The 22,856-nt window shown below is 56.9% G+C and carries 20 protein-coding genes and 1 tRNA gene; 3 read left to right on the top strand and 18 right to left on the bottom strand.

Annotated elements, in window-relative coordinates; genetic code table 11:
- Positions 1-236: 236 nt before the first annotated feature.
- Positions 237-1,529 carry a group II intron reverse transcriptase/maturase gene (gene ltrA, locus BN2684_RS01900; RefSeq protein WP_058300475.1) on the bottom strand — a complete coding sequence of 431 codons (1,293 nt, stop codon included), beginning with the start codon at positions 1,527-1,529 and terminating at the stop codon, positions 237-239.
- A 111-nt stretch (positions 1,530-1,640) separates the two neighbouring features.
- Between ltrA and BN2684_RS25215 the strand changes: the two genes are divergently transcribed.
- Genes BN2684_RS25215 through BN2684_RS01885 form a run of 3 tightly spaced genes read left to right on the top strand, consistent with a single transcriptional unit; the run spans position 1,641 to position 4,873 of the window.
- On the top strand, positions 1,641-2,690 hold the full coding sequence (locus tag BN2684_RS25215; protein ID WP_316245494.1) for a DUF6431 domain-containing protein: 1,050 nt from the start codon (positions 1,641-1,643) through the stop codon (positions 2,688-2,690).
- A gap of 37 nt (positions 2,691-2,727) precedes the next feature.
- Positions 2,728-4,080 (top strand): DDE-type integrase/transposase/recombinase, encoded by a 1,353-nt coding sequence (locus BN2684_RS01890; RefSeq protein WP_058300473.1) that lies wholly within the window; start codon positions 2,728-2,730, stop codon positions 4,078-4,080.
- Positions 4,073-4,873 carry an ExeA family protein gene (locus BN2684_RS01885; RefSeq protein WP_058300472.1) on the top strand — a complete coding sequence of 267 codons (801 nt, stop codon included), beginning with the start codon at positions 4,073-4,075 and terminating at the stop codon, positions 4,871-4,873. Before BN2684_RS01890 ends, BN2684_RS01885 begins: the two co-directional genes overlap by 8 nt.
- A gap of 84 nt (positions 4,874-4,957) precedes the next feature.
- Here the strand turns inward: BN2684_RS01885 and BN2684_RS01880 are convergent, their stop codons facing one another.
- The 17 genes from BN2684_RS01880 to BN2684_RS01795 all read right to left on the bottom strand — a co-directional run bounded on the left by BN2684_RS01880 (position 4,958) and on the right by BN2684_RS01795 (position 22,851).
- Positions 4,958-5,560 (bottom strand): hypothetical protein, encoded by a 603-nt coding sequence (locus tag BN2684_RS01880; protein ID WP_058300471.1) that lies wholly within the window; start codon positions 5,558-5,560, stop codon positions 4,958-4,960.
- A 271-nt stretch (positions 5,561-5,831) separates the two neighbouring features.
- Positions 5,832-8,333 (bottom strand): stage II sporulation protein E, encoded by a 2,502-nt coding sequence (gene spoIIE, locus BN2684_RS01875; protein WP_058300470.1) that lies wholly within the window; start codon positions 8,331-8,333, stop codon positions 5,832-5,834.
- A 600-nt stretch (positions 8,334-8,933) separates the two neighbouring features.
- Positions 8,934-9,007, bottom strand: a tRNA-Met gene (locus tag BN2684_RS01865).
- 121 nt (positions 9,008-9,128) lie between these two features.
- Complete coding sequence (locus BN2684_RS01860; RefSeq protein WP_058300468.1) at positions 9,129-9,629, bottom strand: S1 domain-containing RNA-binding protein; 501 nt, start codon at positions 9,627-9,629, stop codon at positions 9,129-9,131.
- 247 nt (positions 9,630-9,876) lie between these two features.
- Entirely contained in the window at positions 9,877-10,197 is a 321-nt protein-coding gene (locus BN2684_RS01855) for an FtsB family cell division protein (RefSeq protein ID WP_058300467.1), read from the bottom strand.
- A 133-nt stretch (positions 10,198-10,330) separates the two neighbouring features.
- Positions 10,331-10,942, bottom strand: a complete 612-nt coding sequence (gene yabQ / locus BN2684_RS01850; protein ID WP_058300466.1) for a spore cortex biosynthesis protein YabQ — start codon at positions 10,940-10,942, stop codon at positions 10,331-10,333.
- A complete protein-coding gene (gene yabP / locus BN2684_RS01845) occupies positions 10,939-11,223 on the bottom strand; it encodes a sporulation protein YabP (protein ID WP_058300465.1) in 285 nt (94 codons plus the stop codon). The genes yabQ and yabP overlap by 4 nt, the downstream gene beginning before the upstream one ends.
- A gap of 192 nt (positions 11,224-11,415) precedes the next feature.
- Entirely contained in the window at positions 11,416-11,685 is a 270-nt protein-coding gene (locus tag BN2684_RS01840; protein WP_058300464.1) for an RNA-binding S4 domain-containing protein, read from the bottom strand.
- Entirely contained in the window at positions 11,685-11,957 is a 273-nt protein-coding gene (locus BN2684_RS01835; RefSeq protein WP_058300463.1) for an HU family DNA-binding protein, read from the bottom strand. Before BN2684_RS01835 ends, BN2684_RS01840 begins: the two co-directional genes overlap by 1 nt.
- Positions 11,958-12,032: 75 nt before the next feature.
- A complete protein-coding gene (locus BN2684_RS01830) occupies positions 12,033-13,520 on the bottom strand; it encodes a bifunctional methyltransferase/pyrophosphohydrolase YabN (protein ID WP_058300462.1) in 1,488 nt (495 codons plus the stop codon).
- Positions 13,521-13,663: 143 nt separating this feature from the next.
- Positions 13,664-15,187: a polysaccharide biosynthesis protein gene (locus BN2684_RS01825; protein WP_058300461.1), complete on the bottom strand. Its 1,524-nt coding sequence runs from the start codon at positions 15,185-15,187 to the stop codon at positions 13,664-13,666.
- A 393-nt stretch (positions 15,188-15,580) separates the two neighbouring features.
- On the bottom strand, positions 15,581-16,123 hold the full coding sequence (gene spoVT, locus BN2684_RS01820; protein ID WP_058300460.1) for a stage V sporulation protein T: 543 nt from the start codon (positions 16,121-16,123) through the stop codon (positions 15,581-15,583).
- 217 nt (positions 16,124-16,340) lie between these two features.
- Positions 16,341-17,477 carry a peptidylprolyl isomerase gene (locus BN2684_RS01815; RefSeq protein ID WP_058300459.1) on the bottom strand — a complete coding sequence of 379 codons (1,137 nt, stop codon included), beginning with the start codon at positions 17,475-17,477 and terminating at the stop codon, positions 16,341-16,343.
- Positions 17,461-20,985 carry a transcription-repair coupling factor gene (gene mfd, locus BN2684_RS01810; RefSeq protein WP_058300458.1) on the bottom strand — a complete coding sequence of 1,175 codons (3,525 nt, stop codon included), beginning with the start codon at positions 20,983-20,985 and terminating at the stop codon, positions 17,461-17,463. Before mfd ends, BN2684_RS01815 begins: the two co-directional genes overlap by 17 nt.
- Positions 20,986-21,139: 154 nt before the next feature.
- Positions 21,140-21,370 (bottom strand): anti-sigma-F factor Fin family protein, encoded by a 231-nt coding sequence (locus BN2684_RS01805; protein ID WP_058300457.1) that lies wholly within the window; start codon positions 21,368-21,370, stop codon positions 21,140-21,142.
- Between the two features lie 109 nt (positions 21,371-21,479).
- Positions 21,480-22,040: an aminoacyl-tRNA hydrolase gene (gene pth, locus BN2684_RS01800; RefSeq protein WP_058300456.1), complete on the bottom strand. Its 561-nt coding sequence runs from the start codon at positions 22,038-22,040 to the stop codon at positions 21,480-21,482.
- A 184-nt stretch (positions 22,041-22,224) separates the two neighbouring features.
- Complete coding sequence (locus tag BN2684_RS01795; RefSeq protein WP_058300455.1) at positions 22,225-22,851, bottom strand: 50S ribosomal protein L25; 627 nt, start codon at positions 22,849-22,851, stop codon at positions 22,225-22,227.
- Between the last annotated feature and the right edge of the window lie 5 nt (positions 22,852-22,856).

The following is a 22,856-nucleotide window of genomic DNA, read 5'->3' as shown; positions in this document are numbered from 1 at the left end:
CGAATCGTAATATTGATAGCCGTTGTAATACCAGCCGGTTTCTGCGTCATAATGTTACCGCTGAAAGATAACGTCCAATTGCTGGTGGGATTGCCTGTCCGAGAGTTGCTGAATATAATGACCGTATCACTAGAGTGAAGGGCTGAGTTTTTTTTCTTCAGCCCCTCCTCATCAAACCGTACGTGAGGTTTTCCCTCATACGGCTTTCCGATGTTCGTCATTCATGGGCATGCAACTTACACGAGTGTCTTGAGTCCATGCAGTTGGCAGTGAAACCTCACTTCGGTGCCGGAGCTGCGCCAGCGATTTCGCTGACGCTTCTTTGCATACCATTTCGTTAGCCGTTGTCGGATATACCAATCTAGCTTGGCCATCCATCTGCTGCTGTATGGGGTCGCATAGTAGTTCTTCCAGCCTTGGATTTTCGGATTGAGCCACTTCACGTGTTCTTCGAACGAGACATGCCGCATGCTTGGCGGCGCCAGTCGTTCTTTCACCACTTCCCGGATATGCTGCTCTGCTTTCTTGCAGAGCCATTGCTGGGTCGTGTAGTACACTTGGCTTCGTCCTGTTTCCGCCTTCGTCTTCCGGTGGTGCATGCCGAGGAAGTCGAATCCTTCTTCCCCCGTCCACAGCCCCACGATCCGCGTCTTCTCCGGGTGCAGCGTCAATTCCAGCCGCTCCATGATCGCCTGTATCAACTTATGAGCATGGATGGCATCCTTCCTTGTCTTGCACACCACGACAAAGTCGTCGGCATACCGCGTCAGTTCTCCAACCGTCTTCCCATGCTTCTCCCACAACTGGTCGAAGTAGTTCAGATAGATGTTGGCAAGCAGAGGTGAGATCACGCCGCCCTGTGGCGTTCCGAGATCGCTCCTCCTGACCTTCCCTTCCTCCAGCACCCCGGCTCCGAGCCACTGGCGGATTAGCTTGAGTACGCGTCTGTCGCTGATTCGCATTTCTACCAGCTTCATCAGCTTCTCTTGGTTGATGTTGTCGAAGTACCCTTGGATGTCCACATCGACCACCCAATTGCCTTTGCGGTTGCATGCTTTCCGGATTCGCTCCAGCGCCCCTTTCGCACTGCGCTTCGGGCGGAAGCCGAAGGAACTTTCTTGAAAATCCGCTTCGTAGATCGGTTCGATCACCAGTTTTACTGCCATCTGTACAACGCGGTCTTGAATCGTCGGGATGCCCAGCGGACGCTTTCGTCCATCCTTCTTCGGGATATAGTGGCGTCGTACGGGTTGGGGGCGGTACCGCTTCTGTATCAATCGTTCCCGGCATTCCTCGATGAACAAGGCTTCACCCTTCTTCTCGATATCCGCGAGCGTCTCGCCATCCACGCCTGCCGCTCCTTTGTTGCCTCGTACACATCGCCATGCTTCCCACAGCACATCCTCCCGACTTACCTTGTCGTACAGCGCATGGAATCTTCTGCTCTTGCTTGTCTTGGCCGCATGACCTAGCTTTTCTCGGAGTTGTTGAACGTTTTCCTTTGGTGTCGTTAGCCGTTTGGCATTCACTGACTCGTACCTCCTCCAAAAGCTTGAACAAAGCAGGGCTCCTTCCCTCCCGCAGGTTGTGTTGTCCTGCGCTCCTCGGTAGTATGAGCCCCTCGGACTCCCTTCCTGCTGATGGCTCATTTCGCCTTTTGGCTTATAGAGCATCTCGTTACGAAAAAAAACTTCGTGCAGGGGAGGGTCTCCCCAGTTCACTGCATCCTCTTTCAGTCCATGCCGCTCCCTTTACGCCGGAGGATTCTTCGCTGTCGCTCCAAGGTCCTAACAGCTTCCATGGCCTTCGCCCAATTCTGCAAGGCTCGGCTTCCTCTTTTCCCTCTTGTGAGGCCTTTTTGTCGACGCGGCAAGATTCACTTCATGTTACGGCCTGGTCTGTTGCTCGCCCTGTCTCTGACAGGTACTTTCGTCGATGCGCTTCTACGCACAGATTTCGCCATGCGCAGGCACCCTAGCTACGCGGGGGCTTGGCCCCTCCCGCGACCGGTCTTTCACCGGCTAGAAGATGCGTGCTTTGCTGGGCACGCCAGAAAAGGAAAAGGATGCCTCCCATGGATGTGGGCCTGCAGCAACAGGCTCACGGGATGCATCCCCCAAACAACATGGTCATTGTATCAAAGTATGAGTTGGATGAAAAGTCGCCCGGCGTTTTTCGTTAGATGTGCAGAAGTGGTTCCCTCTCCCTGCTGTGGAGAAGAGCTTAGCGTTATTGGAAGCCGGAAGCGGAAGCTAGCGAGTGAGGACGGAGAACGCCGCTTGCTCGTCATCCGCCGGCTGCGTTGTACACAGTGCCGGAAGATTCACCATGAACTCCCGGATTGTGTGGTGCCGTACAAGCGTTACGAATCGGCATGTGTGGAACAAGTCATTTCAGAGCCGGTGGCGTTATCCATGGTCGCGGCAGACGACGCGACTTTGCAGCGCTGGAAGAACTGGTTTCAAGAGCAGTCCGCGTACTTGCTCGGTGCCTTAAGATCCATCGCCATTCGCTTTCGTCCGAACCCTGTGGAGAAGCTGTCCGTCCCTTCGCAGTCTGCACATCATTGTATCGGACACTACGTCGGGGACGCCCCCGGCTGGCTGGCACGAATTGTCCGCCCCGTCGTCAATTCAAATTTGTGGGTACATACCCGTTCTGCATTCTTGTCCACCCTTGCTCTGCGGTAGACTCATCTCGAAGTCTACCAAGCGAGGTGCAGAATAGATGAAAGATCAGAAGAAAGCCGAGGCCATCGCGTCGGAGCGCGTCCAACTGCTGTCTCCGCTGCTGGCAGAAGGGCTCGACCCGGCCAAGGCTAGAGAAATCAAGGAACGGATTTGTGAACAGACGGGACTCTCCGAGCGGACGCTGCGCCGGTATCTGGCGAAGTACTGCCAAGACGGGTTCGGTGGTCTAAAACCCAAGAGCAAAGGTCGCCAGCCGTCAGAGACAACCATCCCGACAGAAGTGCTGGAGCAGGCGATCCTGCTGCGCCGTGAGGTGCCCAGTCGAAGCGTCGCGCAGCTCATTCAGATCCTCGAATGGGAAGGTCGCATCAGGCCCGGGGAGATCAAGCGCAGTACGCTGCAAGAGAGACTGGCGGAGCGCGGCTACAGCACACGTCACATGCGCATGTATACGGAATCCGGTGTTGCTGCAAGGCGGTTCCAACAGCGGCACCGCAATCGTCTGTGGCACTCAGACATCAAGTACGGTCCGTACTTGCCCATCGGTCCGAATGGTGCCATGAAGCAAGTGTTCCTGGTGACGTTTGTCGACGATGCGACACGGTTTGTCTTGCACGGTGAGTTCTACCCGGTCATGGACAAGACCATCGTAGAGGACTGCTTCCGCCAAGCCATTCAGAAGTTCGGCGTCCCCGAGTCCGTGTACTTCGACAATGGGAAGCAATACCGAACCAAATGGATGACGCGTGCGTGTTCCAAGCTTGGCATCCGGCTTTTGTTTGCAAAGCCTTACTCACCGGAAGCCACGGGCAAGGTCGAGCGTTTCAATCGTGTGGTTGATGCGTTCTTGAGTGAGTCAGCGCTGGAGAAACCGAATACACTGGAACGGCTGAATGAGCTGTTTACGGTGTGGCTGTCGGAGTGTTACCAGAACAAACCGCATTCCGCGCTGGAGAATAAGCGCAGCCCGGAAACGGCCTACCGCAGCGACAAGAAGCCTCTCCGGTTCGTGGATCCGGACGAGCTCGCCCATGCCTTCCTGCACTGCGAGACGCGCAAGGTAGACAAGTCCGGCTGCATCAGCTTCATGGATCGCAAATACGAGGTTGGCTTGCCATTCATAGGCTGCACGGTGGATGTGGTGTTCGACCCGGCGGACATTACGGAGCTCATCATGGAGTACGAAGGACATGCGCCACGGCGCGTCCGAGAACTCGTCATCGGCGAACGGGCAGGCAAACGGCCTCCGCTGCCGGAGCATCTGGGTCCATTACCGGCAGATGCATCAAGGCTGCTCACGGCAGCAGAAGAACGCAGCCGGGATCGTAAGGCACAGCAAGCTCCGGCTGTAGCTTACCGCCGGGTGAACAAGGAGGACGGCCATGTTTGAGTCCTTCTACAGCCTTGGCCGTTCGCCATTCTCTCGGGACGTACCGACAAGTGAGCTGTATGAGTCGGTCATCCTTGAGGAAACGCTCGGGCGTCTCGAGTACGCTGCCCAGCGCCAGTGGTTCGCGGTCATCACTGGCGACTGCGGCACAGGCAAGACGACGACGATTCGGCGGTTCACGGAAGCACTCGACCCGGCGAAGTACAAGGTGCTTTACTTGTCGGACTCCAAGCTGACGCCACGGCACTTCTACAAGGGACTCTTGGAGCAGCTCGGCTGCGAGTCGAAATTCTACCGCGGTGACGCCAAACGTCAGTTGCATCGCGAGATCGAGCTCATGCGCGGCATTCATCGGCTGCAACCGGTTGTCGTCGTCGACGAAGCGCATTTGCTCGACCGCGAAATGCTGGAAGAAGTACGCTTCCTGCTCAATTTCAAGATGGACGCGCAAAGCCCCATGGCACTCATTCTCGTAGGCCAGAGTGAGCTGTGGGATCGACTCAATCTTCAGGCGTATGCGGCCATTCGCCAGCGCATCGACCTGCAGTGCAAGCTGCCGCATTACGATCGCGCCCAGACCGGCGATTACATTCGTCGTCACATGGCGTTCGCCGGTGCGGAGCATGACATCTTCTCGGACAGTGCAATCGATGACATTTACCGCTTCTCGAGTGGTGCCGCACGGCTTATCAACAAGGTATGTACACACTGTTTGTTGTACGGAGCGCAGAATCAACATCGGATCGTCGACGACCATATGGTCAAGCGCGTCATCCAGGGAGAATTATCATGATTCTCCCTTTCTTTTAATCTCGCGCGGACAGCTTGTCCGTCACCAGCAGGACAACTTACGCCGTCAATTGCCGGACATTATGGGTTAGCAGTAACAGTCATAATAAAACGAGTGCAACCGAATCAGATTCAGAGTACCGATAAACGTTTCGTCCTGGCTTTTGTCTACCCAATTCCCAAGTTCGTCCTTGCCAAGAATGGAGGTAGTTCCATCGGGGCTGTATGCATACTTCGCCACTTCCTGCCCGGAAGCATCTTTAAGGGCAACTACGTTTCGGTCATCGTCTTTTACATAGGCATAGGTTGCATCTCGGAAAATAAACCCTGCGAAATCGGCGTTCTCCTGCAAGTAGGTAAACACGTCCGCATTTCTCGTTTCTGAAATCAAACGGGAGTCCGAATCATAGACATAGGAGACGGTTTGCTCACCAGTCTTCTTGGATACCCGGTTCTTTTGATTATTGTACGAATAGTCCGCTTCATTTTTGCCAATCTTGACTCTCGCCAGAGTTTCCCCGGAGGTTCCTTTTTGCCAAGTGAGAGAAGCCCCATGATCGTCCACCGTTCGGCTGGCAAGCTTCTCTCCCGAAACCGGAACGGCATTTGACTCGGCTACTGCGCTCGATACGCTGATTGTGCTTACCATTACAAGGGCCAAGAGAAAACTGGCGATACTTTTCATCTTCATAATGAAATCCTCCTAAACTAGTAAATTGAACAGCTGGTTTGATCCCTTTCAGGCAGCAATGAAGAGAGGGCTCACCTCCATAGCAATTCCAGATTCCAGAGTTAAGGAATGCTCGTACGGTTGAATGGTCTGGTTACTAGTTAAACGTTTTTGCCATTAAAATGGTTAAAATTCTATAATATGTATTTTGTGTGAATACGAGCGTTTCCCCTATTAATCCAATTGGCATAAAAAAGAGCAGCTCCCGGCTGCTCTCTCCTCGCAGAGCCCGCTAACTCACCACCTTCGGCCGTTCCATCCGGCTGACGCCGGGCCAGCGGAAGGTGGCCCACTCCGGCTGGTAGCGGTTCACCTTGGCGACGATGACGGTCATGTCGTCGTGGATGTCGCCCTCCTGGTGGCGGACGACCCGCTCCAGGAGGCAGTCGGCGAACTCCTGCGGGTCGTCGGCGCGAATCTCCTGGATGACGCGCTTCAGCCACAGCTCCTTGTTCACGGCGTAGCCGGGCGCATCGAAGATGCCGTCGGTCATCATGATCAGCGTGTCGCCCGGGAGGAGCTGGACGCTGACCAGATCGACCTCGATCTCGCTCAGGATGCCCACGGGGAGATTGCTCGCCGTGATCGGAATGACCTCGCCCGCCCGCTTGATGAAGCTCGGCGTCGAGCCGATCTTCATGAACGTCGTCTCGGCGCTGTACAGGTCGATGATTGCCATGTCCACAGTGGCATAGATCTCCTCCGGCGAGCGCAGCATCAAGACGGAATTGACCGACTTGATCGCCAGCTTCTCGTCCATCCCCGACTGCAGCAGCTGCTGGAGAATCGTCAGCGCCGTGCTGCTCTCCTGCCGCGCCCGCTCTCCGTTGCCCATGCCATCGCTGAGCGCGACCGCGAACTTGCCGTTGCCGAGCTCCACGGCGGTGAAGCTGTCGCCCGACAGCAGATCGCCGCCCTTGGCCGCACCCGCCACTCCGGTCCACACCTCGAATTCCTTCGCCGAGCCGAAGGTGACGAGGCTGTAGCTCGGGCCGCGATCCGTCGGCTGCTCCCGGGTCACCGTGATCGTCTCGCCCAGGATGTCCGATAACATCGGGGCGATGATCTTGCGGCATTCATCGAAGCCGCGCGTATATTGGTGCACGATCTCGATCTCGACATTGCCCTCCTCCAGATTGATGACATCGATGCTATGGACCGATAAGCCAAGCTGCTCCAGAGCGGAGCGGATCTGCTCCTCCTGCAGATAGAGCTGCTGCCCCTCTCGCTTGATTTCACGCGCCAGGTCCTCCATCACCTGCGAGACGCCCACCAGTTGGTCCGCCACGAGCTGTCGGCTCTCAATGATCTGCCGCCGCCAGTGCTGGTCGTTCCGGTACAGGCTGTACTGCTCCCTCATCACGGCCAGCACCTGCTCGGGCTTCTTGCAGGCCGTCCGCCATTCCGGGCGAATGTCTCTCTTCTCCCGCTTGCTCTTGCCTTCCCCTTCGATGGAGGTCATCATCTCCGTCATCACGGCATAGGTGTCGTAGAACTTTTCGTTCCAGCACATCTTCTGCCGGAAGCAGCTCGCGCAGGTTTTCTGGGCCACCGCATCCATGAAATGCTCCTGCTCGGCCTTCCTGCGTTCACCGCCGGTTCCGTCTGCCGCCAGCTGCGTGAAGCTGCGCGACAGTTGGCGGAACACCTCCGAGAACTGCTCGACCCGGCTAGCGGTAATATCCCGCACCCGTTTCGCATATTCATAATGCGACTTGAGATTTTCCTGGGTTCCCGGCACATAGCGGGATAGAGTATGGATCAGTGTCCGCCCGGTCAGGAAAAAGAGAGTGACGGAGAGAAGCGATTCCCAGGTGGAATTCAGCACGGCGGCCTGATCCCCGATATAGAACGAGAGGATGGAGGAGCCGAGCAGCATGCCGAGTGCGACAGGAACGCGCCCGCCCTCCTTCATCAGTCCGGCCAGCATGCCGGAGAAAGCGAGCAGGCTGATCTGATACACCGCATTGGGATCAGCGAGGCTCAGGATCATTCCCGCCACCACGCCGACGGAGGCCCCGAGCGGCGCTCCGCCGACCAGCGCGAACAGGAGAACCAGATAGCGCGACAGCACATGCTCTACGGTCACCGGACCCGCGGCCCAGCCTACCGTGCCGGTCATGACAGAGGCGAGCAGGATGATGAGGCAGATGATCTCCTCATTTTTCAAGTGATAGGATTTGCGAGCAGGGGCAAAGATCGGAATCGCCTGTACGAAAATCAGAGAGAGGATCAGTCCGAGCGCCGCATCGATTCCCGCCATGACCATCGGGAACCAGCCCTCGACAGGCCCAACCAATGCCAAAAACAACTGAACGAGCAGGATCGAGCTCCCTACCAGAACGGGCACATAGGACAGCTCGATTCGTTCAAATTTTTCCATTGCCTTTTGCAGAAGGAGAAAGACGGCCAGTTCACCAAACAGGCCTACCGGATGTGCGACCGGAGAGAACAGGCAGCCAGCTGCCGTTCCGATCCCGACCCAGACAACCAGATCCTTGCGCAAGTAATAGATGACGGCAAAGTACGCGAGCGCAAAAGGCGCCAGCTGATCGAGAATCGCAGCTCGTCCGAGCAAAAAAGCCATAACCGCAAGCAGCATCCCCCATTTCTTCACCGTCCACGCCTGCATCCACTTGTTTCTCTGAAGGAGCCCCCATCCCGCGAGTCTCCATTCTGCAAAAGCTTCCCGAGTCCAATCCACTGCGCGGCCAGCCGCATTCCTCTTCTCCATACTCGATTGACACCACCCTAGCAGTTTTGGTGGTCCCTATTATACGGGGTGGTAGGAAGAAAGTTTGTCGCATATCGGAATGCAGTTGGAAGAAATTTCCGACAAGTTGGACAAGCTCTCCGTCGACAAGCAAAAGCCGAAGAGGAACGCGGCTTTGAGGTTCCTCCTCTCCGAACAAATCAGAAGTGAAGGCGGATCTAGGCGAGGGTTTATTGCCTATCCTGACAGCGCGTGGTGTCGAGTGCTTGTCCTGACGAGCGCCCGGGGAAGCTTTTCTCAGGGCATTTAACCGTTGGTTCGTCCGCGATTTCCCCCTCCACACAAGGGCTCACTGGCCCTATCCGGCCTGCGGACCTTTATGTCGATTCTTTTTTGGAAGAGTCTTTTCGGGACCGTCGGACATGTCGCTTCGTTCCCCAATCCTTGCATGCGTAACCCGCATGCTGTCGCCGGGTGGGGACAAAGAGGAATCTGCCGCCGACGGTGTCGGGAAACGATGAGCCGCTGCCAAGAGCCGATCCTCCCCTTAGTAAGACCGGAAGTCCGGAGCAGCTATAACAAAAAAAGCCCCGAAATCGGGACTTTCTTCGTGGATATAAGTAGCGGCGAAGGGAATCGAACCCCCGACCTTTCGGGTATGAACCGAACGCTCTAGCCAGCTGAGCTACACCGCCATATAGAGATGATTATATACCGCTTACAAGGGGGCCGTCAATGGGACAAGACGTGGGCTAGCCTCGGAACACAAAAACCGCCGCCGGCTGCTGCCGACCGCGGTCACCTATTTGGAAAAGATCAGTCCCGGCGGGCTCCCCGACCACCGCGCTTGCCTTCGGTGTTCTTCTTGAGGGAGGAGATTCGCTCTTCGCTGTCCTTCAGGAATTTGCTCATTTTGTCTTCAAAGGAGGGTTTGTTGAAGCTGGGCTTCCCGCCGTATCCCGGCTTGTTGAACGGACGTCCGCCGCGATCACGGTTGAAACCACCACCGCCGCCGCCCTCTCTTCTCTCGCCAAAGCCGCCACCGCTTGGTCCGGTACGTACGGGCCTTTCGGATACCGGTTTATCGACGGCCTGCTTGATGGATAAACCGATCTTGCCGTCTTTGTCCACATTGATCACTTTCACCGTTACGATGTCGCTCAGCTTCAGGTGATCATTTACATCCTTGACGTAATTGTCCGCGATCTCGGAAATGTGAACAAGACCGGTCCCTCCCTCCGGAAGCTCCACGAATGCTCCGAAGTGAGTGATGCCTGTCACCTTGCCTTGCAGTTTGGCGCCTACTTCGATGGCCATAAGGTAATACGTTCCTCCTCATAATGGTTAGAAAAACAAGAGCTATGCAGATTATACCTGATGCCTGCCCCGAAAGCAAGAAACCGTTGCCTCGTCGGGACTGGCAAATTAAGCGTGCGAAAGTCTGGTCAGGAGCAGATGATTCCGAGACCGCGGCCGATGCTTGCGGATTGTACAGGCAAGCGGGGGCAATCCCTGCGTAACTGTGGTTGAATCATGCCATAAGCAGCCTTGAAGCCTGGCAAGCCTATTTCGCGGGCTTCGCCGACTCAAAAACCGTCTCTCCGTCTTTCGCCTGATTCAGCTCACTGCGAATGATCTCTTCCCGGTATTCCGGATCGTTCATCCGCTTCAGCTCGAGCTCCATCTCGGCGTTGATTTTCTTTTTGGCGTTAAGCTGGCCCCGAAGGTCATTCAGTTGAGCGTTGTTGTCCTTCAGCTTGGCAAGCTGGCCCCAGGCGGAGTAGCCGATGGGGATCATGAGTGCGAGAACGACCAGGAAGGCCAGTCTCATCCGACGGACTGACGCTTTCCCACGTTTGGGCTCCCGGCTGGGAGATTGCGGCATAACGGCGGACCTCCTGCCCTGTCGATAATAGAGTATGTAACGGATGCGGAATCCTTGCGTCGATTCGGAAAAAAGGGCGGAAGCAAGCTCCGGCTGTCCGTGAAAAGCACATTGTACTCTTTACACGCATTCCTTACCTGCGAAACAGAAACCGCCAGATTTTCTTGGCCGGTTCTTTGAGCTTTGCCAGCTTGTACAGCCTCGTTGCATGAAGAATCCAGGTCCCCAGCTTCCGCCAGGCGATCCTTCCCCCCGTCAGCTTCCAGAGCCAACGAAGTAAAATCCGAAAAGGGTAAAGCAATTGTAGCACAACTTTTAGCAGGAAAATAGAGACGGAAGCCGCAATTCCGAGGAGAACCCATAAAAATCGAATCAGCAAAAGAAGCGGTTTCACGACAAGAATATGGAAAAGCTTGACGATGAGACGGATCGTATAGCGAATCCCCTCGATTAGCTTGCGGACAAGCCAAACCGTGAGCCGGCTGAACAGCAGGTAGTACAGGAGAACACCTGCCGCCAAACCCAGGAAGATGAAAAAGCGCAGCTGTCCCTCGTTGCTTCCGTTCAGAGCCCGGAAGACAAACAGCGTCACTCCCGCCCAATACAACAGATCGAGGACCGGGGTTAGCCTGCGGAGAAACGGAAGCTGCCAGGTCAACACCCGGTATCCGTCAAAGACGATGCCCATGGCAAGTCCGCATGCCATCATGACCGCCAGGGTGACCGCTTGTGTTTCCAGCGTCATTTAAACAGCTTGCCGAGCAATCCCTTGGATTTAGCCGGGCCTCCCGTTTCCCGGTAAGCCAGTTCGTCGACCAGTCCCTCGATCGCCACCAAGCCCTGCTCCAGATTCAGATTCTTGATGTGCAGGTTGCTGCCCTTGATGCTCAAAAATCCGCACTCCGTCTCCAACTGGAATTCCTCGCTGTCGAAGCTATCCACATTCAAGACCCCGGTGACCTCCATCACCTTGCGGTTCAGCATGCGGATTTCCTGACGCTTCATCTTGCTTTGGGTTTCGGCCATGGTACGTCCCTCCTCTTACCACTACCCTATGGGAGGATGTCCCGCTTTAGAACAAGCTCCTGCGAAAAGGATACGGCGAACGAGAGGTGGGAGGATTGCGAAATAAAATGCATTAGAGCGGCGGTGGCAAATAAAAAACGGGCATCCCGCACCGGTTTAGCCGGAACGAAATACCCGTTTGATGTGCTTTGTTTATCCTTGCGACGGCTGCTTCGGTTCTTCCCTCAGCAGGGTATACATCTCGCCAGCATCATCCTTGCGGACGGTTTCGGCGATGCGCTCCACCCGGACGGTGACGTTCTTCTGCCCAAACCCGATCGTGAGCTCGTCACCTGGCTTTACCGTGCTGGAAGGCTTAGCCTCGCGGCCGTTGATCCAGACGCGCCCTTGGTCGGAGACGTCCTTCGCGACGGTGCGCCGCTTGATGAGGCGCGAGACCTTGAGGAACTTGTCGACCCGCATTATTTTACGGCTTCTTTAAGCTTGTTGCCTGCTTTGAAGGCGGGGATAACGGATTCCGGGATCGTGATGGATTCGCCGGTTTGCGGGTTGCGGCCCGTGCGGCCGTTGCGCTTGCGGGTTTCGAAGGTGCCGAAGCCCACGAGTTGAACTTTGTCGCCGGAAGACAGGGCGCTGGTCACTTCACCGAAAAATCCGTTCAATACTGCTTCTACGTCACGTTTGGACATACCGCTTTTTTGCGAGATATTGTTAACCAAATCCGTTTTGTTCATGAGAAATCCTCCTCTAAATAGTAAGCTAACCCTCACTATATTCTTTACTGCCGCCATAATTCCTGCTTTTTACCGTTATTTTTCTTGAACGGCGGTTTTCGCTTCCTGCCAGTACCGTTCCATCTCGTCAAGACCAGTTTCGTCCAATTTCCCACCCTTTAAACGAATCTGCTCCTCGACATACCGGAAACGGTCGTAAAATTTGCGGTTGGTGGCAGCGAGCGCTTCTTCGGGATCGGTCTTCAGGAAGCGAGCCAGGTTGACGACGGAAAAGAGCAGGTCTCCGAGCTCGCCCAGGGTTTCCTCCGGCTCCTCCGCGACAATCGTCTCGCGGACCTCGGCCAGCTCTTCCTCCACCTTCGCGAACACATCCCGAATATCGCTCCAGTCAAAGCCGACGGAAGCGGCTTTCTTCTGCAGCTTCCAGGCCTTCATGAGCCCCGGAAGCTCGCGGGGAATGCCGTCGAGCGCCGAAGCGGGTTTCTTTTCCTTCCCTTCCCGCTCCTGCCGCTTGACCTCCTGCCAGTTCGCTAGCGCTTCATCTGCATCCTCTGCCGCCACATCTCCGAAGACGTGGGGATGGCGGCGGATCAGCTTCTCGTTCAAGGTACGGATGACGTCGTAGACGGTGAACGCGCCGGTCTCCTCTTCGATCTGCGCATGCAGCATCACCTGAAGCATGAGATCGCCGAGCTCCTCCTGCATGTGATCAGGATCGTCCTCGTCGATCGTCTCCAGCACCTCATACGCTTCTTCGATCAGGTTCTTGCGCAAGCTGTCATGAGTCTGCTCGCGGTCCCACGGACAGCCGCCCGGGCTGCGGAGGATACCGACGATCTCATGCAGGCGGCCGAAGCTGCGGTTCAAGAGGTTCTCTTCCGCGGAGCGCGGGACGTAGATGAGCGACAGGTTGCCATAGCCCTCCTCCCGGTCAAGCTCATAGAGCGGCACGGTCCGGATGCGCTCTTCGCCTGCAACGCCGAGGGCGTGGCCCACCGTGACCGGATACTCATCCGGGTAGATCTCCATGAGGGCCAGCTTGGCATCCGATGCCGTGAAGGCATCGTACACTTGGCCGATGAGGAGATGCTGCCGGGGATCAAGGCGGTCAGCCGCGAGCTCCGCGGCGTCGAGCAGCTGGAAGCCCTCGACCGGATCGAAGCCGAAACGCAGGAAGGCTTGGTCGAGGAAGCTTTCGCCGCCGAGAGCGGCGAAAGGGATTCCGCGCTCCGCGCAGGCGTCGCGGAGCAGCACGGTGGTGCGCTCCGCCACCCAGGGGTGGCCCGGAACGGCGTAGAGAATCTCGCCGCCGTCCGCCTCCTCTGCGGCAGCGAGCAGGCGCTTCACGATTTCATCGTAGACGGCGATGAAATCGGGGTGGGTTTCATACACGGCGTCGAAGGATTCGAAGGCGACGCCGTTCTCCGTCAGAAACGCGACGACCGGATGGTGAGCCGTGCGGAGGTAGAGGCGCTGGGCTTCGCGAAGCTTCTTCCAGATGCCGAGCGTGAGTTGATTTTCGTCACCGGACCCGAGTCCGATGACCGTGAGCTGTGCAGACATCAAGCAACTCCTTCCGCCTGCGAGCAGCAGGCTGAGTAATGGACAGCGCAGATGGATAAGCCGCGTGTTGGCGCGGCGGAGATGCGGGGGAAGCAAGCACACCCGAGGCGAGGCGCATAAGCGGCTAGCAGCGGCGAACGCGGCTAGCGGCGGGGCGCACGAGCGACCGCAAGGCGCGAATGCGGATGGCGACGAGGCGCACGAGCGACGGCAAGGGCGCCGAGGAAGCCGATACGGATGGCGAGCACGGCGGCGGTCATCGCGAGGGCGGCGGCGAGTGGCCGCCACAGATAGGCCGCCGCCGGGAAGCGCACGCCGGTGAGCCGCGTGAGCGCGGCCAGGTTCCAGAGCGCGGCGAGTGCGTAAGCGGCCACGGCTGCCGCCGCCGCTCCGGCGATGCCGAAGAACGGAACGAGGAGCGCGTTCAGCACAAGCTTCAGGACAGCCGCTGCGAACAAGTGGAGCGCGGGCCGCTTCGCTTCGCCAAGGCCGATCAGGACGCTGCCGCTGACGATCTGCAGCGTGGAGAAGGCCGCGGTAAACGCCAGGATCGCCATCGTCCGGGTTCCTTCCGGCGAGGTGAACATCATGATATTGATCGGCTTAGCCGCAGCAGCCAATCCGAAGGCGGCGGCGAACCCGATCAGCCAAGCGCAGCGGACCGACAGCTCGGTTCTCCTCGCGAGGAGCTCCCGGCTGCCCGCTGCCCGCGCTTCCGCGATAGCCGGCACCAGCGCCGCCGTCATCGAGGTGGCGATGAGCGCGACCAGCTGCACGAGCGGCTGGGCGTGATTGTACAGCCCTACGGCATGCAGCCGGGCCGATTCCGCAAGGCCGTCCGCTGCAAGCAGGCGGGGCAGCGTTGCCGAATCGACCAAAGTCAGGATGGGCAAAGCCATCGAGCCTAGGCAGACCGGGATGGCGGCCCGCAAAAAGCGCCGGACAAACGCTCCCGCAGGCTCGGTCTGGACCGGGTAAGGCATGTCCGCTGCGCCGGCTTCTTCCGGCAAATAGGCACGCAGCCGCTGTTCCCGCCGCCAGTAACCTAGCATGACGAGGAGACCGGCTAACGCCCCCGCTGTCGAGCCGAAGGTCGCTCCAGCCGCAATCTTCTCCGGTCCGTACCCGAGGTGAAGGAAATACAACAGGAGCCCGAGCATGACAGCCACCCGGATCAGCTGTTCCGCCACTTGGGAGACGGCAGTCGGCACCATTTCCCCAAAGCCTTGAAAATAGCCGCGAAGGGCAGCCATAACCGGAGCGACGAGCAATGCCCATGATACGCTCCGAATGGCAGCAGCCGTCTTCGGAACCCCAAACAGGGAGGCGATGGCGTCCGCACCCCCGTACAGCAGGAGGAAGAACAAAAGTCCCGTGCTCACCAAGGTAGCCGTGGCCGTTCGAAGAACGCGCCTTGTCTCCCCCGGCTTGCCCAGCGCCCTCGCTTCCGAAACAAAAGCCGACACCGTTAGCGGCAGCCCGGCAACGGCCAGCGTCAGGATAAACGTATAAAGCGGATATACGACATTATAAATGCCAAAAGCTTCTTCTCCCGCAAGGTTTTGCAGCGGAATTTTCTGAAGGGTGCCGAGGAGCTTGGACACGATCGCCGCCGCGCCCAGCACCGCTGCTCCTTGGAGGTACCCGTTACCGGTGGTTTTCTTCACGCATGTCCCGTCCCTTACGCAAGCTGCTCCTATTATAGCGCATTTGCGGGATGCGACCAACCGGGCCGGAGACTCAAGCGTGTTGTCAGACCGCGGAGACGAATGAAATGGACAATAGTTACCGCTTAAATAATAGCCCAAAAATCCTAACATGCAGTAGCATCAAGTCCCAACCGTTCGAGTGGAACGGGCCAGCCTCGGAAGCCGACTCAAACTCATGCCGTAATAAAAAACTCTTCCATGCCGAAGCAAGGAAGAGTTTAAACCGCATGTGCTGGTACGTTCAAGGCTTTCGTTCACGGTTACACTCGCGGTTACGTTCATGGTTAGTATGCCCGCGGCTCGCGGCGTCTGCCGATAGCCGGATGTTCATCCGCCTCGCGGCTGACAACCTTACTGCTCCATCTGCTTGCCGAGGAAGCCGGAGGCGATTTCCGCCATCTTTTGCTCCATCTCGCCCATCTTGACGCCTTCTTCCTTGCTGAGCATGATCACAGATCCGATGGGATCTCCGCCAGCAACGATCGGGGATACGACATAAGACGAATACGTTTCCTTGTTGTCCTTGACGATTTCATAGCTGCCGGAGCCGCTTTCCAATGCCGACCTGCGGTTCTCCATGGAGCTCTCCACAATGCTGCCTACCTGCTTGTCCATAAAATCCTTCTTGGATCCGCCAGATACGGCGATGATATTGTCCCGGTCTGTGACAAGGACGATGTGATTGGTGTTTTCAAACAGCGAATCCGCATATTCCTTCGCAAAATCACCCAATTCCCCGATCGGGGAATACTTTTTCAAAATGACTTCGCCATCGCGGTCAACGAAAATCTCCAGCGGATCCCCTTCCCGAATGCGCAGGGTACGGCGGATCTCCTTCGGGATAACGACTCGGCCCAGATCGTCAATACGGCGGACAATTCCAGTTGCTTTCATGCTCGTGATGCCTCTCTTTCCTCAGATGATAAATTCACTGGATATAAGTGTATGCTCAGTATTCTCCCTGAACGGCTGGTTATGCATCCGACCTGAGAACGATCTTAGGACCGCCTCTTGGGGCTGGATTTCTGTCCCCTTCATTATGCCCGGAAGCTGGAAAAAGAAACAGGGCCTCCGGAAGGAGGACCCTGGTAGATGTTGGCGAACCGCTGTGCTACTTCGTTGCTGCCGGGCTCGGGCTAACCGCTTCCGTAGCGATCGGGCTTGCAGCGGGGGAAGCGACCGGGCTCGTTTCGCCGGTTGCGGCCGGGCTTGCGCTCGGAGCGACGGAAGGCTGCGGCAGATTGGACTTGAACTCATAGGACGGGAAATCGTTCTGAACGAATTCAGACAGCTTCGTCTGCGCTTTCTCGGAACGGAGCGATTCCTTTTCGTCTGCAAAAGATAGCGTCTTGCGGGAATCGACCTTGATGAGGTGGTAGCCGAAGTCGGTTTCAACCGGATCGCTGACCTTGCCCACTTCTTGTTCCGTCATGGCTTTCAGGAACGGAGCTACGAACTGGGATGTGCCGATCTGCTGATTCTCATACAAGCCACCATTATCCTTGGAGCCCGGATCTTCCGAGTATTCCTTGGCAAGTGCAGCGAAGTCGCCGCCGGCGTCGAGCTTGGCTTTGACTTCCTTGGCCAGCTTCAAAGCTTCTTCCTTGGTGCGCTTTTCCTTGGATTCCCCTGTTGTGGAATCGGTTTCCTTCGTGACAATCAGGATGTGTCGAACGTTCACGACATCGTAGAAGTTAGCGTTCGTCTTCACGTTGGCGTCATAAGCTTCCTGAATGTCCTTATCCGTCAAGGATTGCTCCATTTGGTGGACGATGCTGTACGTCATCGAAACATATTTTTTGAGGTCGGCAACGGTAATCTTGCTCTCCTTAAGCGCCGCTTCGAAGGAAGTTTTGCTCTCGGCCTCCATATCGTTGATCTGCTTTTCCAGCTCGTCGGCTTTCTTGTCGCCTTCCTTGCGGTTCTCGTCGGTCGTCTTGGCGTCAAGCACCTTCCATACGGCCAACTGCTGGAGGAACTGGTCTTGGATGTAGCTCTTCAGCTCTTCGCTGGCGAGCATCTGGGCGACTTGTCCGGTGGAATCCATCACTTGGTTGACGCCAAGGAAGGTATCGAATTCCTTCTGGGTGATTTCGCCGTCCTTGTACGTCGCCACAACCTTGCTGTCGTCTTTGCCTTCTGCCTTGGAACCGTCTTTCTTTCCGCAGGCGCTAAGAGAAACGGCCAGGACCAGAGCCAGACACACGGCCAGAGCTTTCGTCCAGTTCCGTTTATTCGTTTGCTGCATTTTGTAATTCTCCTTTCAGGATGTGGGCCTCGGTCATCTTTTGTAGGATTTCTTCAAGAAGCAGGAACGGTCGGCCCGATTTGTACCCTTTTCCCTTGATCTCGATTTGAATCTGGGTTCCCGGCGTGAGCCGGATTCTATTCTCGAATTGGGCGGACAAGGCGACGAGGCGCTTGCCGTCCAGCTTGTCGTTCTGGCTGGTGTGAAGCTTGAGGTGGAAATCCTCTCCTTTCTGGACGATCGATTCGATCTTGAACAAAGAACCGTATACTTTAACCCTTGCGACCGCGAGCAGATTGTCCACGGCCTCGGGCAGATCCCCGAACCGATCCACCAGCTCATCCTGGAGGTCCCCTGCTTCATCAAGCGTCGTAATACCGGCGACTTTTTTGTAGATCTCGATCTTTTGCATGCTGTCATAAATATAATCAGACGGCAAGTAAGCGTCGATTTGCAGATCGAGCTGGGTCGAGAAGTCCTGAAGCGGAATCTGAGCGCCCCCGTCCATTTCCGCCTTCAGCTTGTTGATTTCATCGGCCAGCATCTGCGAGTACATGTCAAAGCCGACAGAGGCAATAAATCCGTGCTGCTCGGCTCCGAGCAGATTGCCTGCGCCTCGAATGGACAAGTCTCTCATAGCAATTTTAAACCCTGACCCAAGTTCTGTAAACTCTTTTATCGACTGCAAACGCTTCTCCGCCACTTCCGTCAAGACCTTATCCCGTTGATACGTGAAGTAGGCGTAAGCGATCCGATTCGATCGCCCGACCCGTCCGCGCAGCTGATAAAGCTGGGATAACCCCATCTTGTCGGCGTCGTGAATGATCAGGGTATTCACGTTCGGAATGTCCACGCCGGTCTCGATGATGCTCGTGCTGACGAGCACATCGTATTCGCCGTCCAGGAAGTCGAGGATGGTGCGTTCCAGCTCCTGTTCGGACATTTGCCCGTGGGCGTACGCCACGCGCGCATCGGGAACGAGCGCCGAAATCTGATCGGCCATCTGCTGGATGCCTTGAACCCGGTTGTACAGGTAATAGACCTGTCCCTCGCGGGCAAGCTCGCGCTCGATCGCCTCGCGGACGAGCCCGGCGCTGTACTCCAGGACGTACGTCTGCACGGGGAAACGGTTCTCGGGCGGCGTCTCGATGACCGAGAGGTCGCGCACGCCGAGCATCGACATGTGCAGGGTGCGGGGGATCGGCGTAGCCGTCAGCGTGAGCACGTCGACGTTCGTCTTAAGGCGCTTCAGCTTCTCTTTATGGGAGACGCCAAACCGCTGCTCCTCGTCGACGATGAGCAGTCCCAGGTCCTTGAATTTGATGTCGGCCGACAGGATGCGGTGTGTGCCGATGACAATATCCACGGTACCCGCCTTGATGCCCTTGATCGTCTCCGTCTGCTCCTTCTTGGAGCGGAAGCGGCTGAGCACGCTGATGCGAAACGGATAGTCGCTGAACCGCTCGCGGAACGTTTCGTAATGCTGTTGGGCCAAGATGGTCGTGGGCACGAGAATGGCCACCTGCTTCCCGTCGATCGCAGCCTTGAAGGCGGCGCGTACGGCCACCTCCGTCTTGCCGTAGCCGACATCGCCGCACAGGAGCCGGTCCATCGGTCGCGTCTTCTCCATATCGGTTTTGATCTCCGATATCGCTCGCAGCTGATCGCGGGTCTCGTCATACGGGAACATCGCCTCGAACTCGCCCTGATACGCGGAATCCTTGGTAAAGGCGTACCCGGGGGCCTGCTGCCGCTCGGCATAGAGCTTGATCAGGTCATCCGCGATGTCCTTGACGGACGAACGCACCTTGGTCTTGACCTTGCTCCATTCGGTCCCGCCCAGCTTGTAAACCTTCGGCTCCTTCTCCTCGGAGCCCACATATTTCTGAATCAGATCGATCTGATCGATCGGAACGGACAGCTTGTCGCCGCCGGCATACAGGATATGCATGTAATCCTTATGGATGCCTCCGACCTCCAGGGTGCCGATCCCCATATATTTCCCAATTCCGTGGTTGACATGCACCACGTAATCGCCCGGCTTCAGCTCTTGGTAGCTCTTGATTCGCTCAGCATTCTCGATCCGTTTGTCCACGCGCCGCGCCTTGCGCTGCTTTTGGGAGAACATCTCGCCTTCCGTGATGACGACGAGCCGAATGGAAGGCAGCTCGAACCCACTCTGGAGATTTCCATCCAGAATCTCCGGTTCCTCGATGCTGTAGTCCGCCAGGACACGCCTCACCCGGTCTTTGCGCTCGCTGCCTTCGGCCAGGAGCAGAACCCGGGAGCCAGATTTTTTCCACCGCTCCATCTCAGCTTTGAGCAGGTTCATCTGACCGTGGAAGCTCTGCATCGTGCGGCACATGAAATTGACGATGTTCTGCGGCTGGGTCCCGGGAACCTGGCGCAAGAACAGCGAGAGATAGATCGTCGGGAACGGCTTGCGGTGCAAAAGAGAATCATAGGGCTTGGACAGGGCGAGCTGAGGCAGCGTCTTCCCTTCCTGAAGAAGACCCGTCACCCATTCCGCTTCGTCGCGCTCCAGCTGCTTCGCCGTCTCCAAAAGCCGCGCCGGCTCGTCGATCAAGAGCAGAGTATCGGAAGAGACATAGTCAAACAGAGTTTGCCGTTCGGGGTATAAGAGCGAGATATACTTGGAAATCCCAGCAAACGGCGTCCCCTGCTCCAGACGTCCAAGCTCATCCTGAATGGTGTCGCGCAGGCGCAGCTTGGCTTGGCGATCGGTCATTTTGCCAAGCTGAACCTCCAAGAGGTCGGCCGCATGATGAGCGGCATTCTGAAAGCGCTTAACGGAAGCGATGATCTCCTTCGCGGGAGGAATCTCCAGAGAGGATAAGCGGTCTTGGGAGCGCTGCGTCTCCGGGTCGAAGGAACGGATCGAATCCACTTCCACATCGAACAACTCAATGCGGTAAGGCGTGGCGGATGTAAGCGGATAAAGATCGACAATGCCGCCCCGAACGCTGAATTCGCCCTTCTTCTCCACGCGTTCCGCCCTCTCGTAGCCGAGCTCAGCGATCCTTCGCAGGAACTCTTCCAGTACGAGCTCCTCGCCTTCTTTCACTCGAATGCAAGAATCGGCAAAGACGCTCCGTTCCGGCAGCAAGCGGCGAAGACCGGCGTAAGGCGTGATGAGCACGCCCTTGAATCCCGTTGCGAGCTTGGTCAGCGCATCGATCCGCTGAGCCTCCGTCTCAGGACTAGCCGCCGCCGCTTCCACCGCCAGCATTTCCTGAGCGGGGTAGAGCAGAACTCTATCGGCGGAGATGCACTCTACCAAATCCTCCGCTATTTTTTGCGCGGCAAACATATTATGGGTGACGATCATCACCGGGCGTTCCGTCTCATCCATGAGAGCGGCGATCATCACCTGACGCGATGAGCCGGCAAGTCCGGCCACCAGCTGCTCCCGCATACCGGAGCCGACACCGGCTGCTATCGCGGCAAAATCCTTATCTTCCTTAAAGGCGGAGATCAACTCCCGCATGACGCACCTCCTGGTAAAAAAGCAAACAAACGCCCATCAAAAGAACCCCCAAACACGGGACGCGCATCTGCTCATGCGCTCGTCTTGTGGGGGGATTTAAAGCTTCTCAGCCTTCTGGCCCATCGTTATTCTGCACAGGATGCCGCAAGCGGCATTATTGCAGCGGGCTGTTGACGAGGGAGAGTTCGGGATGGGCTTCCAGCGCTTCCCGGCAAAACTCACAGACCACTTTAACGGTCATCCCTCCGTCGGCGTTATATGCTATTATATCCCGCCGCTCCGCGAGGGTCAAGAAATGGAGACCCAACTGCAGCTCGCTGACCGCGCCGCTGTCCAGCACTCCGATCGTCGACCCGCAGTGGCGGCAAACGTAACGAATTGACATGGGTAAAACCTCCTCGCATACCGGCGTATACCCTCAGTATGCCCGCAAAAGAAGGTTTTTATATCGGATATGGGGATTCGCTGCCACTCCTTATCGCGGCTCGATCGAACTAACTATTAAACTTAGCCATCGTCTGCTCGAAGGTGTGGCCCAGGCTGTAGATCATCGCTTCACCCGTCTTGTCCAACACTTCGGGCAGCAGCTTGCGCTCTTCCTTGCTGAATTCGCCGAGGACATAATCCACGACGCTGCGGCCCGGCTGCGGGCGCGAGATGCCGATGCGGATGCGGTTGAAGGTCTGAGTCCCCGCGTGCTGGATGATCGACTTGATGCCGTTATGCCCTCCGGCGCTTCCTTGGTAGCGAAGCCGCATGCGGCCCACCTCGGTATCGAGATCATCATAGATGACGACCATATCGTCCAGATTCGCTTTGTAGAACTGCAGGAAAGCGCGAACCGCTTCCCCGGACAGGTTCATGAACGTAGCCGGCTTCAGCAGGCATACCTTCTGTCCCTCCACAAGGCCTTCGGCGATCCAGCCCTTGCACTTGCTTTCCTTGAACGTGAGGTTCCATTCCTCCGCAAAGCGGTCAAGGGCCATGAAGCCCACATTATGACGGGTATCCTTGTACTCTCGGCCGGGATTTCCCAGCCCGACAAACCATTTCATTCTTCTCTTCCTTCCGCGTGTTCAAGCTACGCACGGGATGCGATTGCCTGCTCATTTTTTGCTTTCTACAACGTATCACATTCCCGCGTCCCGGAGCAATCCTGCCGATACGCAGCAAAAACGGCAAATCCCCTCAGCGGAGATTTGCCGTTCGTCAACCGGTCTGGCCAACACGCCGGTCGGTTTATTCGTTGTCCTCTGCGGCCGGAGCGGCGACAGGGGCATCCTTCGGAGCCTCGCCGGCATCGGATTCATCAGCCTTCTGCGGCGCGAGAACGGAGGCGATGACATCGGTCGACTCGCTGATCAGCTCTACCCCTTCAGGCAGCTGGATCGAGGATACATGAATGCTGTCTCCGATCCCGAGCTCGCTGATATCGACGGACAAGGATGCGGGCAGGTCCTTTGGCAGGCAGCGAATTTCCACTTGGTGACTTTCCACCGTGAGGATGCCGCCCTCCTTCACTCCGGCCGCCGTGCCGACCAGTTCAACAGGCAGAGCGGAGTGGATCGGCTCATCCATGCTGATCTGATGGAAATCGACATGCAGCACCTTGCCGGACATCTTGTCCTTTTGAATTTCATTGATGATGACCGGTTGGGCTCCTTCCCCGCCGACGATCAGATCAATGATCGCGTGGGGATTTTTGCGCAGCAGCGCACCCAGCTCCTTTTCCTCCACCGAAATGGACTCTCCGGACGAGATCTTCTTGCCGTATACCGAAGCCGGTACCCGCCCTCCATTCCGCAACCCCCGGATTGCCGAACGGGTTTTTCCCGTGCGAATCTCGGCCTTCAACTGAATGGACATACAAA

It is taken from the genome of Gorillibacterium timonense (genome assembly GCF_001457415.1).
Lineage (GTDB): Bacteria > Bacillota > Bacilli > Paenibacillales > NBRC-103111 > Gorillibacterium > Gorillibacterium timonense.
The sequence above is the reverse complement of the archived record's forward strand: the minus strand, read 5'-3'. Positions and strand labels throughout refer to the sequence as shown.